Below are 15291 nucleotides of genomic sequence, written 5' to 3'. Positions count from 1 at the left end.
CATTTTGTAATTGGGTTTCTTTGGTGCATATCTAATATGCTGAACAAGCACCATTTACATCTATTATGGAACCTATGACAAGTATGGGTCATAAATATTTAAGTATGGTTTCGCCGCTATTGATTTGCACCTATCTGCAAATCAGATATGATCCGGTTATTATTGTAACGGCGAAAGGCTAGTGTCGTGTTGCTGAATGTGCCTATGTCAGTTGGTGAAGTGCTGGATAAGATCACCATCCTTGAAATCAAGTTGGAAAACATCAATGACACGGCGAAATTGGCCAATGTCGAAACAGAATTATCGCATCTGCGGCCGCTGGTTTCAGACGAGATGTTTTTAACCGATCATATGGTCGATTTGATTGACCAGTTGAAGTCGATTAACAAAGCGTTATGGGATATCGAGGACGATATCCGCATTCAAGAATACAAAGGCGATTTCGGATCACGGTTCATCGAGCTTGCCCGGGCTGTATATGTGACAAACGACGAGCGCGCGCATATCAAGAAACAGATTAACCTAGCCACTGGTTCGGTCATCGTCGAAGAAAAATCCTATGAAGATTACAGTCGTGATGAGGCCGTCAGCTAGATAAAGAGCCTACTTTCGTAATCTTTGATAGCTTTTCGAATGCCATGATGATTTTTTCAGTCGGGATAGAGCTAATGTCACCATCATCGGGTGCTGCAACAGCTTGGCTTACAGACCGATAGCGCAAAATATCGCTTTCACGGGCAAACAGGATCAGAGCAGGCAAGTTGCAATTAAGGGCAAGATTGGCGGTGAATGAATCCACCCCAACATAAAAGTCAGCACGATGATAAAGTGCCACATCTTTTGCCATCGATGGATTATGTGCCAGACTGTTCACTAAGGCGGCTTGTATTTTACGGCTTTTGTCGGCGGTCATGGTCTGCCACTGTGTCATACATTCTTCGTGATAGGCGTGGGCGTCGGGCCCCGCATTCAAAATAAATGTACCGCCAGTTACTTCAGCCAGATGCATAATTGATTCTAATGCCGCGTTTATGGACCAGCGCCGCATGGGATCAGCGGCAAATAGATTCAGAATTATGATAGGCCCTGATAACGGTGCCAACATCTCGTCAGCCTCAGCCAACGCATGCTTTGAGGGCAAAATCGTTGGCGTTGTTTCATCCAATGTCAGGCCACTTGCGGCAACAAAATCATCAATTGCGCCGATAAAGGGGCGATGTCCCCATACATCACTGCGGGTGCCGTTAGTGTCATTAAGCCGGTGATGCAATATGGCGCGATCAAGCCAATGGCCATACAAGCCAACACGGTAATTGATGCCTGCCGCCATCGCAGCGATTTTGAAACTGGTTGACCGATGCATAAAAAAGGCCGTGTCATAGCATTGTCTTTTGATGGCATCAACGGCTACCTGTCCACGAATAACAGGGACATATCGTCGAAGAGGTCTCGCATCAATAATCCTGCCAACCCACGAGCTGTTAGCCAGAAGCTGCCCTATGGGGCCTGGATGAATGCAGGCAATGTCGATGACGCCATCTTTAGCTACGGTGGCGAGTGTGCGTAGCTGGGTCAGATGATAAATCTGGTCGCCAATCCCGCCAGCAACAAAACCGATACTATGCCCGAATGCAGGTTTTGAGTCCGAAATGTGAGCATTGTCAGCAATCATAAAACGCTTCTTGAAAAAATGCGCACAATGCCAGACGACATCAGTGCAACTAAAAATTAATATCTAATTTAGTATTTTATAATATTTTACTAATAAAACATACCCGTTTTGCTCAAACAGAATGATGGCTCCTCGTATGAAATGTGACTCAATTTGCAACTTTGTCTTGTGCGACCATCATGATACGTCTCATTATATCAGAAATATTTGTTTTAGTTTAATTGGATATTAAGTTGTTGTTATTGAAATTGTCCAAGTCAACCTCGTTTATTGCCAGAAAATTTGCAGGAACCAGAAAAAGCCTCGCAAAAGCCTTAGTCAAGGATGCCACTGAGGGATGTATATGTGATGACATCATATTTCATTTTGACAAAAGGCTTATGGATCAAAAGCGACTTATTGCCCTAGCATCAGGTGCGCTAGAGCGTGAAGAGTTTATTCTAGCCAAACGTTACTTCAATAAAGACGACAGGATTATGGAATTTGGCTGTGGCCTTGGTGTGGCGGCGGCACGATTGATAAAGGCGGTACAACCGGCCTCAATCATTTGTTTTGAAGCGAATCCTCTTGCCATTGAATATGCATCAGTATTATTTAGTAATAATAATATGAATGTAAATTTGCTTCAGGGTGCGCTGGGGGATGGTAGTAAGAAGAATTTTTATGCTTGTAATGACTATATTCTGAGCTCGTTTGACGAGCCTAGTGAACATCAAAACTATAAAAAGATAGAAGTGGCAACCTTTGAGCTTTCCGATTTGATTCACCGACATAAGCCAAATGCTATTTTTTGCGATATAGAGGGTGCCGAGCAACATTTCTGCGACCCACACAAGATGGAGAATATAGATAAAGTTGTCATTGAGTTCCACCCAGAAGTCTATGGCAAGGCTGTTCTGAAACAATTGTCAAAAGCTTTTATAGATGCTGATTTTCAACTCAGAGAAACACTCAAGCAAACCTATTTTTTTGAACGAACTGCCTAGAGCAAATTATTGCTTTTACCCAAGTTTTTGAAAATTTGGCATTTGCATTCTTGGCAAACATTCTTGTCACAATATTGACATTATCTGACATAGCCAGGATAAACCGCGTATATAAATGCATCTTAACAGATTAGAAATGCTTTCGCGGGAGACAGATTATGACAGCCCCCTTTTTGTTTGCCGATGAGCTTGATGTAAAAGGCAAGCGTGTGTTGCTTCGTCTTGATCTCAATGTGCCGCTTCAAGATGGCAAGGTCAGTGAAGATACGCGCATAAAACGCATTTTGCCTGGGCTAAAGGATATGCTGGCGGCAGGGGCGTCGGTGATCATTTTAACCCATTTTGGTCGTCCAAAAGGCAAAATGATGCCTGAATTTTCGGTTCAACCGATAGCCGATTGTCTGGCCAAGCTTATAGGTAAGCAGGTAGCAATCGAGGCTGATGTGATAGGTGCTGGCGGCAAAGTAGCTGCCGCTGGATTACAGTCTGGACAGATATTGATGATGGAAAATTTACGCTTTTTCCCTGGCGAAGAGGCGAATGACACCGATTTTGCGGCGGCACTTGCGGCACTTGGCGATATATATGTTGGCGATGCTTTTTCATGTACGCATCGGGCGCATGCGTCGGTTGAGGCCCTGCCAAAAATGATGAAGGCAGCGGCTGGACGGGCACTTGGGGCTGAATTAACAGCATTAGAATCGGCGCTTGCCAATCCAAAAAGACCTGTGGCAGCCCTTGTTGGTGGTGCCAAGGTGTCCACTAAACTAAATGTGCTCAATAATCTGGTTACTAAGGTGGACGGGCTCATTCTGGGTGGAGGTATGGCAAATACATTTTTGCTTGCCAAGGGGTTTTCTGTTGGGGCGTCACTGGCCGAACCCGATATGGTTGATATAGCCAGTGCCATTATACAGCGTGCCGAAGAAAGTAACTGTAAACTAATTCTGCCTGATGACGCCCTAGTAGCTGGCGAGTTTAAAGCTGGGGCGGTGCATCGTATTGCCACCATAGATACTATCGAAGATGATGATATGATTCTGGATGCCGGGCCAAAATCGATAGAGTCGGCGATTGCATTTCTGGCAACCTGTAACACTGTTGTCTGGAACGGCCCGATGGGTGCTTTTGAAATTCCGCCTTTTGATACGGCAACAAACGCCATTGCAAAAGCTGTTGGTATGCGTTCAGCAGGCGGTAGCACGATGAGCGTGGCTGGAGGCGGTGATACGCTGGCAGCCCTTGCAAATGCTGGTGTTAGTGACCAATTCAGTTATGTATCAACGGCTGGTGGTGCGTTTTTGGAATGGCTTGAAGGCAAGACATTGCCAGGCGTTGAAGCGTTGCGAATTAACTAGTGGTGCGTCATGGTTGCAGGGTGAAGCACCCCTCTTGACCATATAAGTTTGCGGAGATGTAAATGTTATTCCAGAATCCTTTTAAATCACGTTTGCCTGAAGATCCCGAAGCTTTGCCCGGTCGATCCAATCCGATTTTTACGGGTGAACCGCATTGTGTGCTTGGCACACCGACAACAGCCCCATTCCCCGCACATCTTCAGCAAATTATCTTTGGCCTTGGCTGTTTCTGGGGAGCTGAGCGTCTGTTCTGGACCATTGATGGCGTCTATTCAACGTCTGTTGGCTATGCGGGTGGCAAAACGCCTAATGCAACATATGAAGAGGTTTGCTCAGGTCAGACCGGTCATAGCGAAGTTGTACTTGTCGTGTTTGATCCTGCGATTGTTGATGTGACATATTTATTGAAGGTTTTCTGGGAAGCTCATGACCCAACTCAGGGCTATCGCCAAGGTAATGATATTGGTACGCAATATCGCTCGGTTATTTATGCTGATGATGCGGCACAATTAGACGTTATTCGGGAATCGGCAAAGGTCTATGGACAGGCGCTAAAGGCCTCGGGTAATGACGAAATCACCACTGAAATCAGGCTGGCACCACCATTCTATTATGCTGAGGATTTTCACCAGCAATATTTACATAAAGTGCCTAACGGATATTGTGGCCTGCAAGGTACAGGTGTGGTGTGCGTTCTCGATTGAGCCTTAATAGGTTGCCTAGAATAAGGTGATAACATCGCCTTAAAAAGCCATCTAAATAACAAAATACTTCGCAAAAATCGTTAATCCAATTATTCAGAAAAGTCTGAGTTATGGAGATTGACGATGGTTGACTTAGGCTTGTTTAAGGCAATATTGCGGATAAGCAATGCTGGTTTTTGTCCGGTTGTACGATCATTCGAAAAGCGAAGCAGTAGGGTGCGATCAGGCATGTTCGCAATAGCCATTGCAGTTATGTCGTTTGGATATCTAGATGCTGCTGACTCTTCGGATATTCGCGGGCATGATCTTTATATAAAAATTGGTGACGTTGTTACTTATGTTCCCATTACCCAGTTAAAGGAAAAATCTAAACTGCAAATCATTGATATTGTTGGTAGTGCTGTCGAGAGAACCATTCATGAGTTGAGTGGATTATCATCCGATCAGATAAACCAGGCACGTGTCATCGCAAAGTCTGACGTCTTTACCGAGCAGATCTTGATGCGCGTTCAATTGATTTACAAGCAGGCGGCGCATACGGGTATAGATATTGAAACGCTTGTTAAGCTTGATAATGTATTTGCCGCTAATGATTTGACCGCACGTAAAGCGGCAGATATGGTAGATACTGGTGGTGTAATGGGCGCGCAGGAAGGCAAATCACTAGCCGTTCAGCTTAACTAGGCGCATGTGAAAACAACTGATCAATCTGCTGATTAGGGCATTGACCTATTGATAATCAGGTGTTAATTTCCGCGCCAATTGAGTTTTAAAGGGTTTCGTGTTGCGCATAATTGCTTAAAGCGCTTTGAACCATAAGAATAGACAGCTGATATGGTTGTCAAAATCGGAGTCTAGGATTATGAAAGTCGCAAGTTCGCTAAAGACATTGAAGTCTCGTGATCGCAATTGCCAGGTCGTGCGTCGTCGCGGTCGGCTTTATGTTATCAACAAAAAGAACCCACGTCTAAAGGCGCGTCAGGGTTAATCAGACTTTCTTTTATTGAAATTAACGATGCGGCTGGGGAAACCTGGCCGTTTTTGTTTGAATTAATCGTCTGAAAAAATTGAAAAACTTGTCTAACCAGTCCAGAATACAATCTATCAATGGGGATGGCTTTAATATTTTAAGGCGATAGTGCTTATAGAAGCGCATATTACGTTTGATAAGGAGTGCGAAAAATGCATATGCCTGAACCTGATAGTGATGTGATTGAAAGGCGCGATGAAATTTGCGCTACGTTACGAACAATTATTCCGGCTGAGTGCGTGATTGACTCGGTAGAGAGCATGCGTGCTTTTGATTCTGATGGTCTTTCTGCCTATCGCCAGCTTCCACTTGCCGTTGTTTTGCCCGAAACTGTTGCGCAGATCGCCGACGTGATGAAATGGTGTCATCAGAATGGCATAAAGGTGGTGCCGCGTGGTGCGGGGACGTCCCTTTCAGGAGGGGCTTTGCCATTAGCTGACGCAGTTCTTCTTGGTCTGGGTAAATTCAATAAAATTCTAGACATTGATTTTGATAATCGCTGTGTTGTTGCTCAGCCAGGGGTGACCAATCTGGCGATTACCAATGCGGTTGAGGATCAAGGTTTCTATTATGCGCCTGATCCGTCTAGCCAGATTGCCTGTTCGGTTGGTGGAAATGTTGCCGAAAATTCGGGTGGTGTTCATTGTCTGAAATATGGCCTGACAACCAACAATCTGCTTGGCATTGAAATGGTAACTATTGAAGGTGAAATTCTGCGCCTTGGGGGCAAACATCTGGATGCCGGTGATTATGATCTGATGGGTATCATGACCGGCTCTGAAGGTTTGCTTGGCATTGTATCAGAAGTAACGCTGCGCATTCTGCAAAAGCCTGCCACGCGTCGGGCTTTGCTTGTTGGTTTTGAGGATACTGAGTCTGCTGGCAAGGCTGTTGGTGATGTTATTGGTGCTGGCATTATCCCAGCTGGCATGGAAATGATGGATGGTTTGGCCATTAATGCGGCAGAAGATTTTGCCAATGCCGGATATCCACGTTCTGCTGCTGCCTTGATCATTGTCGAGCTTGATGGGCCGGAGGTTGAGGTTGATACGTTGATAGACCGTGTTGAAGTGATTATGAAAAATGCCGGCGCATCATCAATCAAGGTCAGCCAATCTGAAGAAGAACGCACCCTTTTCTGGGCGGGACGTAAATCGGCATTTCCCGCGGTTGGGCGTATCTCGCCAGATTATATGTGTATGGATGGCACAATCCCGCGGCGGCGCTTGCCCGATATGATGATCCGGATGGCGTCACTCAGCCAGAAATATGGACTTCGTGTTGCCAATGTATTTCATGCTGGTGATGGAAATCTTCATCCACTCATTCTTTTTGATGCGAATGAGCCAGGTGAGCTTGAACGGGCAGAAGATTTTGGTGGTGATATCTTGCGCGCCTGTGTTGAGATGGGTGGTGTCTTGACAGGTGAGCATGGTGTCGGCATTGAAAAACGCGATCTGATGGGTATCCAGTTCACCGAAGATGATATGAAGCAACAACAGCGTCTAAAATGTGCCTTTGACGCCGATCACTTGCTCAATCCCGGTAAAGTGTTTCCGCATCTTCATCGCTGTGCTGAACTTGGAAGGCTCCATGTCCATAAAGGCAAGATGCCACATGCCGATATCCCAAGATTCTAGGTTTTGGTAAAAATGTGTCCGACAGACCCAGTTTAGTGAGACCCAGTTAAGTGAGGCCCAGCTATATGAGGCAAGGTTCATGGCTAATTCATTAGCAACGACATCAGCACAAAGCCTTGCTGATGCAAGCGACATCATTAACGCGGCGATTGCTGATGACATCCGCCTTGAGGTGCGCGCTATGGGTACCAAAAAAGCTTTGGGGCGCATGGGGGCTTATGATGGCGTTCTTGATGTTACTAAGATGGCTGGTGTTGTTGATTATCAGCCAGAAGAACTGATTTTGACATTACGTGCGGGAACCCCCTTGGGTGAGGTTGAGGCCTTGCTTGAGAATGCCAATCAGATGCTGGCTTTTGATGCTCCGGATTATGGCAGGTTTCTGGGGGCTGGCAGTGCTGGCACCATTGGTGGGGTGATGGTGGCTAACCTGTCAGGGCCGCGACGTCTGACAGTAGGGGCGGCGCGTGATTTCATGCTTGGCTTTGAAGCCGTGTCAGGTCGTGGTGAATTTTTCAAGTCGGGCGGCAAAGTCGTCAAGAATGTGACAGGCTATGACCTGTCAAAGCTGATTTGTGGATCTTTTGGCACATTGGCGGTGCTTGATGAAATAACCATTAAAACCCTACCACGTCCAGAAACCAGCCTTTCGCTTTTGTTTCCTGCTGATGATATGGCCAGCGCGACCAAGATGATTACTGATATATTTGCGACCCCACATGAACCAGGATCGGCAGCTATTCTGCCGCGTGACATTGCCAAAAGCGCGGGCATAGATATGAATGCGCCCATGATCATTGTGATCCGCCTTGAAGGTATTGCCGTTTCGGTTAAAGACCGCGCTACCCATCTTTTGAATGCCAATTCAGCTGGCGAAACGCTAGTGCATAATAAATCTAAAAATATATGGCAGAAAATTCGTGATGTTGATCTGCTTTCTGATGCTAAAGCTGATGTGTGGAAAGTCTCCTGCACCCCATCGATTGCCGCAGGATTTCTTGAAAAATTAGGCCAACAGGCTGAATTTGACTTTTATGCTGACTGGGCTGGCGGCCTTATCTGGCTAGCGGGCGCATCCGATAAAGAGTTTGGTGATGCTGTTCGCTCGGCCTTGGGGGCGGACGGCTTTGCGATGCTTATGCGTGATAGTGGCGACACCAAGACCCTTGTGCCGCCGTTCCAGCCATTGGCAAAACCAATGTTTGATTTACATAAACGTGTAAAAGCGGCCTTTGATCCAAAATCTGTATTAAATTTTGGCCGTATGCATGATGGCATTTAAGAAAGGTTAATGTCTTGCAAACGCACTTTTCGCTTGAACAGCTCAGCGACCCAAAAATTAAAGAAGCCAATGATATTTTACGCAAATGTGTGCATTGCGGCTTTTGCACGGCAACCTGCCCAACTTTTGTAGAGACTGGTGACGAGCGCGATAGCCCGCGTGGCCGTATCTGGCTGATGCGCGAATTATTGGAATCGCCAGAAACCGTATCAAAAGATACCCGCCATCATCTTGATCGTTGCCTTGGATGCCAGTCTTGCATGACAACCTGTCCTTCGGGTGTTGATTATGTCCATCTGCTTGATATAGGCCGCGAGAAAATCGACATTGTTGCCCCACGTGGACTTGGCGATAAACTAATGCGCCGGATGCTTGGCATGACCATTCCTCATGCGGGACGTTTTCATATGATGATGCGTTTTGCGGGCATCGGGCGTCTTTTTGCACCGCTTATGCCACGTCAACTTCAGGCGGCATTGAACAAATTACCCCGAACCATACCAAAATTAGATGTGATTGGATCACAAAACGAAATTTTCCCAGCAGATCAGCAACAGCCGATTAAGCGTGTCGTGCTGTTGGCAGGCTGTGCGCAACGGGCGCTGGATCCAGATATTAACCGCAGCACAATCCGCGTTTTGAACCGGCTTGGTGTTGAGGTGGTTGTACGCGCCGAGGCCCATTGCTGTGGGGCATTGACGCATCATATCGGTGAAACCGAGTCGGCGTTGAAATCCATTCGTCTGGCGATTGACGCATGGGATGAAGAAATCAATGGTCAGGGTGTTGATGCGATAATCGCAAATGCGTCTGGTTGTGGAACAATGGTCAAGGATTACGGGCATGTGATGGCTGATGATCCTGCCTATGCGGCGAAAGCCAAGCATATATCAGCGCTTTGCAAAGATGTTTCGGAAATTATAGATGACATTGGTATAGATGACATAATCAGGCCAGCCGAAGATGGGGTCAAACCTGTTATTGCCTATCATTCCGCCTGTTCACTGCAGCATGGTCAAAAAATCCATGATGTGCCGCAAAGCCTTCTGCGGCGTGCTGGCTTTGACGTGCGCCAGCCAGTGAATGGTCATCTTTGCTGTGGGTCTGCTGGTGTGTATAATATTTTACAGCCAGATATGGCTGATAATTTGAAAGCACGAAAAAAAGACAGTCTTATCAAAACGGGTGCAGATTATGTGGCAGCCGGGAATATTGGCTGTATTGCCCAACTCAATGACACTGATTTGCCTGTGCGCCATACGGTTCAGTTTATCGACTGGGCAAGCGGAGGGCCAAAGCCCTGATATGACGTATTAGTCGATATCGAAAAAGTCATTGCCTTTATCATCAGTGATAATGAAAGCTGGAAAATTTTCGACTTCAATCCGCCATATGGCTTCCATGCCCAGTTCAGGATATTCCAGAACCTCAACCTTTTTGATCGATTCAAGGGCGAGTTTGGCCGCCGCACCACCAATCGAGCCAAGATAAAAGCCACCGTGTTTTTTACAGGATTCGCGTACCTGACGTGACCGGTTGCCTTTTGCAAGCATCACCATAGAGCCGCCTGCTTTCTGGAAGGTTTCGACATAGGAATCCATGCGTCCAGCGGTGGTGGGGCCGAATGATCCGGATGGCATGCCTTCAGGCGTTTTGGCAGGACCAGCATAATATACCGGATGGTTTTTGATATAGTCCGGCAAGCTGCCGTCTTCGTTTAAGCGCTCAAGTAATTTTGCATGGGCAATATCACGCGCGACGATCAAAGGACCGGTGAGCGATAGGCGCGTTTCAACCGGATGCTTGGTCAAACTGGCTAGAATGTCTGCCATTGGCTGGTTCAAGTCAATTTTGACGACATCGGTAGTGGCATCCATTTCGACATCAGGCAGGAATTTTGCCGGATTACGTTCAAGTTTTTCGATGAATAGACCATCGGCATTGATTTTGGCTAATGCTTGACGATCAGCCGAGCAGGAAACACCAATACCAATCGGGCAGGATGCACCATGTCGGGGCAAGCGGATAACGCGTACATCATGACAGTAATATTTGCCACCAAACTGGGCGCCAATGCCAAGCTCGCGTGTGATGTTAAGAATTTCTGCTTCCCATTCTGTATCACGCCACGCATGGCCAAGATCATTACCAGTTGTGGGCAGGGCGTCCAACGAACGGATTGACGCCATTTTAACAGTTTTCATTGTCAATTCGGCTGAAGTGCCGCCAATCACAACAGCCAGATGATAGGGTGGGCAGGCGGATGTGCCTAATTCCAGTATCGCGGTACGAATAAATTCACGCAGACTGTCAGGATTCAGAACAGCTTTGGTTTTCTGGTGCAGGAAGGTTTTGTTTGCAGAACCGCCGCCTTTTTGAATAAAGGCAAATTTATATTCCAGCCCCTTGCCAGCGCTGATATCGATCTGGGCCGGCAGATTTGTGGCCGTATTACTTTCCTCAAACATACTATGCGCGGTCAGTTGCGAGTAACGCAAATTACTGTTTTGATAGGTGTTATAGATGCCGCGTGAAAGCGCTTCGCCATCATCACCATCGACCAGAACATGATCACCGCGATAACCACTGACAATAGCTGTGCCAGTATCCTGACACATAGGCAAAAGGCCATCTGCAGCGATAACGGCATTTTTCAGCATCTCAAGGGCAACAAAGCGATCATTTCGACTGGCCTCGGGATCATCTAGAATGGCGGCAAGCTGACCAAGATGACTGCTTCGTAATAAATGCGAGATATCACGCATGGCATGTTCGGCTAAAAGGGTAAGCGCCGCCGGATCTACACGTAGGAAAGTTTCACCATCAAGTTCCACCAGCTTTACATGTTCTTTGGATATACATTCATATTCTGTGTCATCAGTGCCCACTGGAAACATTGGGCTATAAGCGAAATCAGCCATCATCTACATCCTGAATGATAAATAGTTACATTGTTGCCATAGGAACAATAAAAACAATAAACAGAATTTGTTTAGTTGGGACGGTTTCTGAATGTGTCCAGCGATACCACATCAGCGGTCGTTTCTTCGCCATTTTCAGCCTTGGCATCTGGCGAGGACTGGTCACTATCCCCGAGATCTTCATTATCCTCATCAAGTGTCCCGAATTGGAGGCCAAAACCGACAGATGGATCATTGAAACCCGTAACCGATGCAAATGGAACGATCATCGGTGATGGTTTTCCACCAAAAAACAAGGTGACGGAAAAACTGTCATCGTCAACCTCCAGATCAGCATATTGATGCTGCAGAACGATCGTCATGATGTCGGGGTGTTTGATTTTAAGATCATCAGCCAGTTCCACACCCGGATAGTCAGTTTTGAAACTGATATAAAAATGTGTGTCACCAGGTAGGCCAGCCTTTTGCGCAATCAGCAAAGACCCCCGCACAACTGAGCGCAATGCGTCCTCAACCAGAAGCTCATAATTTAGACCAACTTGCTGACCGTCATCATTTTCCATCGGTGGCGCCTTTTTCAATGTCTCTGGCTACATTAAGCCGAGCCAGCTTTGCGATCTACCCCAAAATAAGCGGAACGCTTCTGTTGCCAGGTGCGCCCCAAACCCCGCCAAACTGAGCTCAATCAATCTGGACTTAAGATCGGTTACTCCCGCTGCCTTAGGCTGCGATTGCTACCGGAGCAGTGTTGTCATTTGCAACTACTACATGGCCCGATAACGGTGGGTACCATACCGAACGAAAATACTGCCTTTACTACATGCGTCGATCCTATTTCGCCCCCATGCTATCAGCTCCTGATTGACCCAATTTTATAAAACTAAAGGGGTGAGCTGATATGGTGGAGGCGCCGGGTACCGCCCCCGGGTCCGCTCTGCTTATTACACAGCACGTTTATCGCCATAGCTGGTAAACCAGCACCCTTAATATAGGGCTAATAGTCACGCAATGGAAGCTTAGTTTTGATATAGTATGTTATTGCCTATAAAGCGCTTGCCCCTTGTTGGGTGTACATGGCATTTTATCAAGCAATCCGCTATGTCTTCTGCGCCACATCCAAGGGATGACTATTGATGCAACAATATCTTGACCTGCTTGCCCGCGTTATGGATGAAGGTATTGACCGTGATGATCGCACGGGGACAGGCACAAGAGCTGTTTTTGGCCATCAGATGCGATTCGATCTTGCCGATGGCTTTCCTGTTCTGACCACCAAAAAACTTCACCTAAAGTCTATTATCCATGAATTGCTTTGGTTCATTAGCGGTGACACTAATATCCGTTATTTGCAGGATAATGGTGTCTCGATCTGGGATGAGTGGGCGGATGAGAATGGTGATCTTGGCCCTGTCTATGGCCAGCAATGGCGACGCTGGAAAACGCCTGATGGTGCGGAGATTGACCAGCTTGCCGAATTGATTCGCATGATTCGTGAAACACCAACGTCACGTCGTCTGATGTTATCTGCATGGAATCCGGCGGATATTCCGAACATGGCTTTACCGCCATGTCATTGCCTGTTTCAGTTTCAGGTTGCTGACGGGCGATTATCCTGCCAGCTCTATCAACGAAGCGCTGACATATTTCTTGGTGTGCCGTTCAATATCGCGTCCTATGCCTTGCTAACGCATATGATTGCGGTGATTTGCGATCTGGAAGCGGGTACATTTGTTCATACATTGGGTGATGCCCACATCTATGCGAATCATTTTGATCAGGCGCGCCTGCAATTGACGCGGACTCCGGGCGCATTGCCAAAGCTACTCATTCACAATCGCCCCAAAGATATTGATGGCTTTAAGTTTGAAGACTTTGAAATTATTGATTATAACGCGCAGGCTCATATTTCCGCGCCAATTGCCGTTTAGGGGGTTTCATGTCTGAAACGATCATTCCGGCTATCCAGATGACCGCTGTTGTGGCGATGGCAAAAAACCGCATCATTGGTGATGGTAGAGGTCTGTTGTGGCATTTGCGCGACGATTTGAAACGCGTTAAGGCACTGACTATGGGGTGTCCGCTGATTATGGGGCGTAAAACCTGGGACTCGATTGGCCGGCCTTTGCCTGGGCGTGCCAGTATCGTTATGACACGTGATCCAGATTGGGTCGCCGAAGGTGCGTATAGGGTTGCCGATATATCTGCGGCTATCACGGCCTCAATCGACTGGATCAACGCTAATGAAGGCGCCAAGCTTAATATCATTCTATTTGGTGGCGGCGAGATTTATCGACAAGGATTGGATTACTGCACTCGAATCGAATTGACAGTCGTTGATCTGTTACCTGATGGCGGCACAGAGCCTGCCTATTTCCCCGACTTCAATATGGCTGACTGGCACCAAACCATCGAAGCGGACATGCCTGCAGATGCTGAGTCTCCAGCGTTTCAATATCAGACGCTGACGCGTCCAGTCGCGCCGCGCCCGCTGACAACAGCATAAATTGATTATTATCTATTCGAAGATAATCTGTGGGGCTGCGGCCTTGCCGATATCGAGGGCATTCAGAACGCCGGCAGCAATCTTGCGATAATGCGCGGCATGCGGACTGTCCGGTGCGCTGGCAACAATGGGCTTGCCGGAATCCGAGGTTTCGCGGATATCCATCTCCAATGGTACTTCGCCAAGGAAAGGTACGCCAAGTTTTTTCGCCTCGGCTGCGGCACCACCATGGCCAAAAATATTGTGCCGGCTACCACAATCCGGACAGCTAAAGAAGCTCATATTTTCCACGATACCCAAAAGTGGGACATTTACCTTCTTAAACATATTCAATCCCTTGCGGGCGTCAATTAAAGCAAGGTCTTGAGGTGTTGAAACGATAACTGCACCCGCAAGTGAAGCGCGCTGCGACAGTGAAAGCTGGGCATCGCCAGTACCAGGCGGCATATCAATGACCAGAATATCAAGGCCATTCCACGCCACGTCACGAAGCATTTGTTCTAGCGCGCTCATCACCATGGGGCCACGCCAGATTGTAGGTGTCTCTTCGGCAACAAGATAACCGATAGACATGGTTTGCAACCCCCAAACTTCAATAGGTTTGATCTTCTTGCCTTCGCTTTCGGGCTTGCGGTTTTCCCCGATCAGGCGCGGCAAAGACGGGCCGTAGATATCAGCATCCAGAATGCCAACCTTCTTGCCTGTTTCAGCCAGGGCTAAAGCTAAATTTATTGCTGTTGTTGATTTGCCAACACCGCCTTTACCTGACGCAACAGCAATAACATGCGTTGCAGGCTGGAGTGTTCCGTGATCCCCCTGAGGAGGACTTTGTGGCGCCGCTTGTTGCGTTGGGGCGGCCTGATGCGCTGTTAACAAAGCGGTTGCAGATAAAACACCATCAAGCGCCAGAACTGCTTTTTCAGCAGCCCGTTTCAAGGGTTCAGCGGCGTCTTTGTCCTTTGGATCGATTTCGATTGAAAATCCAACATGGCCATCTTTGATAACGATCCCCGAAACCGCGCCAGAGGTGACAATGTCAGTGTCTGCACCGGACGCCATTATCTTTGACAGCGCGTCTCGTATTTTTATGTCATTCAATTCGTTTGCCATGCTTGAAAAAAACCGTTCCCGTACAAATATGTTGTCTATTGATTGGTGACATATGCCTTTGTCTAGCTATTTACAAGCTAAACAG

At 47.2% G+C, this 15291-nt stretch carries 16 protein-coding genes and 1 other RNA gene; 11 read left to right on the top strand and 6 right to left on the bottom strand.

All coding sequences use genetic code 11. The annotated features are described in order from the left end of the window. The first annotated feature begins 204 nt into the window (after positions 1 to 204). The gene (locus SAR116_RS03765) at positions 205 to 594 is read left to right on the top strand and encodes a DUF6165 family protein (RefSeq protein WP_013045605.1); all 390 of its coding nucleotides are present in this window, start codon (positions 205 to 207) and stop codon (positions 592 to 594) included. On the opposite strand, the gene SAR116_RS03760 is transcribed toward SAR116_RS03765, so the two are convergent. Continuing rightward, on the bottom strand, positions 587 to 1672 hold the full coding sequence (locus tag SAR116_RS03760; RefSeq protein ID WP_013045604.1) for a glycosyltransferase family 9 protein: 1086 nt from the start codon (positions 1670 to 1672) through the stop codon (positions 587 to 589). The genes SAR116_RS03765 and SAR116_RS03760 overlap by 8 nt on opposite strands. 233 nt (positions 1673 to 1905) lie before the next feature. Here SAR116_RS03760 and SAR116_RS03755 point away from each other — a divergent pair, with 233 nt between their 5' ends. From SAR116_RS03755 to msrA, 3 genes are all read left to right on the top strand, one after another. Next, positions 1906 to 2658 carry an FkbM family methyltransferase gene (locus SAR116_RS03755; RefSeq protein ID WP_041860745.1) on the top strand — a complete coding sequence of 251 codons (753 nt, stop codon included), beginning with the start codon at positions 1906 to 1908 and terminating at the stop codon, positions 2656 to 2658. 158 nt (positions 2659 to 2816) lie between these two features. After that, positions 2817 to 4016 (top strand): phosphoglycerate kinase, encoded by a 1200-nt coding sequence (locus tag SAR116_RS03750; protein WP_013045601.1) that lies wholly within the window; start codon positions 2817 to 2819, stop codon positions 4014 to 4016. A gap of 62 nt (positions 4017 to 4078) precedes the next feature. Then, on the top strand, positions 4079 to 4720 hold the full coding sequence (gene msrA, locus SAR116_RS03745; protein ID WP_013045600.1) for a peptide-methionine (S)-S-oxide reductase MsrA: 642 nt from the start codon (positions 4079 to 4081) through the stop codon (positions 4718 to 4720). A gap of 89 nt (positions 4721 to 4809) precedes the next feature. Here the strand turns inward: msrA and SAR116_RS13685 are convergent, their stop codons facing one another. After that, the gene (locus SAR116_RS13685; protein ID WP_190275469.1) at positions 4810 to 4950 is read right to left on the bottom strand and encodes a hypothetical protein; all 141 of its coding nucleotides are present in this window, start codon (positions 4948 to 4950) and stop codon (positions 4810 to 4812) included. On the opposite strand from SAR116_RS13685, the gene SAR116_RS03740 reads away from it, so the two are divergent. From SAR116_RS03740 to glcF, 5 genes are all read left to right on the top strand, one after another. After that, complete coding sequence (locus tag SAR116_RS03740; protein ID WP_148212247.1) at positions 4949 to 5404, top strand: hypothetical protein; 456 nt, start codon at positions 4949 to 4951, stop codon at positions 5402 to 5404. The two genes, SAR116_RS13685 and SAR116_RS03740, sit on opposite strands and share 2 nt — an antisense overlap. Positions 5405 to 5582: 178 nt before the next feature. Beyond that, positions 5583 to 5708: a type B 50S ribosomal protein L36 gene (gene ykgO, locus SAR116_RS13455; RefSeq protein WP_083775255.1), complete on the top strand. Its 126-nt coding sequence runs from the start codon at positions 5583 to 5585 to the stop codon at positions 5706 to 5708. Between the two features lie 194 nt (positions 5709 to 5902). Further along, positions 5903 to 7390 carry an FAD-linked oxidase C-terminal domain-containing protein gene (locus tag SAR116_RS03735; RefSeq protein WP_013045598.1) on the top strand — a complete coding sequence of 496 codons (1488 nt, stop codon included), beginning with the start codon at positions 5903 to 5905 and terminating at the stop codon, positions 7388 to 7390. 79 nt (positions 7391 to 7469) lie between these two features. Further along, entirely contained in the window at positions 7470 to 8672 is a 1203-nt protein-coding gene (locus SAR116_RS03730) for an FAD-binding protein (protein ID WP_013045597.1), read from the top strand. 14 nt (positions 8673 to 8686) lie between these two features. Then, positions 8687 to 9976, top strand: coding sequence for a glycolate oxidase subunit GlcF (gene glcF, locus SAR116_RS03725; RefSeq protein WP_013045596.1), 1290 nt, complete (start codon positions 8687 to 8689; stop codon positions 9974 to 9976). A 9-nt stretch (positions 9977 to 9985) separates the two neighbouring features. On the opposite strand, the gene SAR116_RS03720 is transcribed toward glcF, so the two are convergent. From SAR116_RS03720 to ssrA, 3 genes are all read right to left on the bottom strand, one after another. Next, the gene (locus tag SAR116_RS03720; protein ID WP_041860744.1) at positions 9986 to 11593 is read right to left on the bottom strand and encodes a fumarate hydratase; all 1608 of its coding nucleotides are present in this window, start codon (positions 11591 to 11593) and stop codon (positions 9986 to 9988) included. Between the two features lie 71 nt (positions 11594 to 11664). Further along, positions 11665 to 12156: an SspB family protein gene (locus SAR116_RS03715; RefSeq protein ID WP_013045594.1), complete on the bottom strand. Its 492-nt coding sequence runs from the start codon at positions 12154 to 12156 to the stop codon at positions 11665 to 11667. A 68-nt stretch (positions 12157 to 12224) separates the two neighbouring features. After that, positions 12225 to 12611, bottom strand: a transfer-messenger RNA (tmRNA) gene (ssrA, locus tag SAR116_RS13450). A gap of 115 nt (positions 12612 to 12726) precedes the next feature. Between ssrA and SAR116_RS03710 the strand changes: the two genes are divergently transcribed. Then, positions 12727 to 13521: a thymidylate synthase gene (locus tag SAR116_RS03710; RefSeq protein WP_013045593.1), complete on the top strand. Its 795-nt coding sequence runs from the start codon at positions 12727 to 12729 to the stop codon at positions 13519 to 13521. Positions 13522 to 13529: 8 nt separating this feature from the next. Further along, on the top strand, positions 13530 to 14096 hold the full coding sequence (locus SAR116_RS03705) for a dihydrofolate reductase (RefSeq protein ID WP_013045592.1): 567 nt from the start codon (positions 13530 to 13532) through the stop codon (positions 14094 to 14096). A 12-nt stretch (positions 14097 to 14108) separates the two neighbouring features. On the opposite strand, the gene SAR116_RS03700 is transcribed toward SAR116_RS03705, so the two are convergent. Next, entirely contained in the window at positions 14109 to 15206 is a 1098-nt protein-coding gene (locus SAR116_RS03700; RefSeq protein WP_013045591.1) for an Mrp/NBP35 family ATP-binding protein, read from the bottom strand. Between the last annotated feature and the right edge of the window lie 85 nt (positions 15207 to 15291).

The sequence above is a fragment of the Candidatus Puniceispirillum marinum IMCC1322 genome (genome assembly GCF_000024465.1).
Classification (GTDB): domain Bacteria; phylum Pseudomonadota; class Alphaproteobacteria; order Puniceispirillales; family Puniceispirillaceae; genus Puniceispirillum; species Puniceispirillum marinum.
The sequence above is the reverse complement of the archived record's forward strand: the minus strand, read 5'-3'. Positions and strand labels throughout refer to the sequence as shown.

Excerpts from the sequence above, each read along its gene's own strand:
- SAR116_RS03765 (WP_013045605.1), top strand. The coding sequence starts at position 205 with ATGTCAGTTGGTGAAGTGCTGGATAAGATCACCATCCTTGAAATCAAG.
- SAR116_RS03760 (WP_013045604.1), bottom strand. The coding sequence starts at position 1,672 with ATGATTGCTGACAATGCTCACATTTCGGACTCAAAACCTGCATTCGGG.
- SAR116_RS03750 (WP_013045601.1), top strand. The coding sequence starts at position 2,817 with ATGACAGCCCCCTTTTTGTTTGCCGATGAGCTTGATGTAAAAGGCAAG.
- msrA (WP_013045600.1), top strand. The coding sequence starts at position 4,079 with ATGTTATTCCAGAATCCTTTTAAATCACGTTTGCCTGAAGATCCCGAA.
- SAR116_RS03740 (WP_148212247.1), top strand. The coding sequence starts at position 4,949 with ATGTTCGCAATAGCCATTGCAGTTATGTCGTTTGGATATCTAGATGCT.
- SAR116_RS13685 (WP_190275469.1), bottom strand. The coding sequence starts at position 4,950 with ATGCCTGATCGCACCCTACTGCTTCGCTTTTCGAATGATCGTACAACC.
- ykgO (WP_083775255.1), top strand. The coding sequence starts at position 5,583 with ATGAAAGTCGCAAGTTCGCTAAAGACATTGAAGTCTCGTGATCGCAAT.
- SAR116_RS03735 (WP_013045598.1), top strand. The coding sequence starts at position 5,903 with ATGCATATGCCTGAACCTGATAGTGATGTGATTGAAAGGCGCGATGAA.
- SAR116_RS03730 (WP_013045597.1), top strand. The coding sequence starts at position 7,470 with ATGGCTAATTCATTAGCAACGACATCAGCACAAAGCCTTGCTGATGCA.
- SAR116_RS03720 (WP_041860744.1), bottom strand. The coding sequence starts at position 11,593 with ATGGCTGATTTCGCTTATAGCCCAATGTTTCCAGTGGGCACTGATGAC.
- SAR116_RS03715 (WP_013045594.1), bottom strand. The coding sequence starts at position 12,156 with ATGGAAAATGATGACGGTCAGCAAGTTGGTCTAAATTATGAGCTTCTG.
- SAR116_RS03710 (WP_013045593.1), top strand. The coding sequence starts at position 12,727 with ATGCAACAATATCTTGACCTGCTTGCCCGCGTTATGGATGAAGGTATT.
- SAR116_RS03705 (WP_013045592.1), top strand. The coding sequence starts at position 13,530 with ATGTCTGAAACGATCATTCCGGCTATCCAGATGACCGCTGTTGTGGCG.
- SAR116_RS03700 (WP_013045591.1), bottom strand. The coding sequence starts at position 15,206 with ATGGCAAACGAATTGAATGACATAAAAATACGAGACGCGCTGTCAAAG.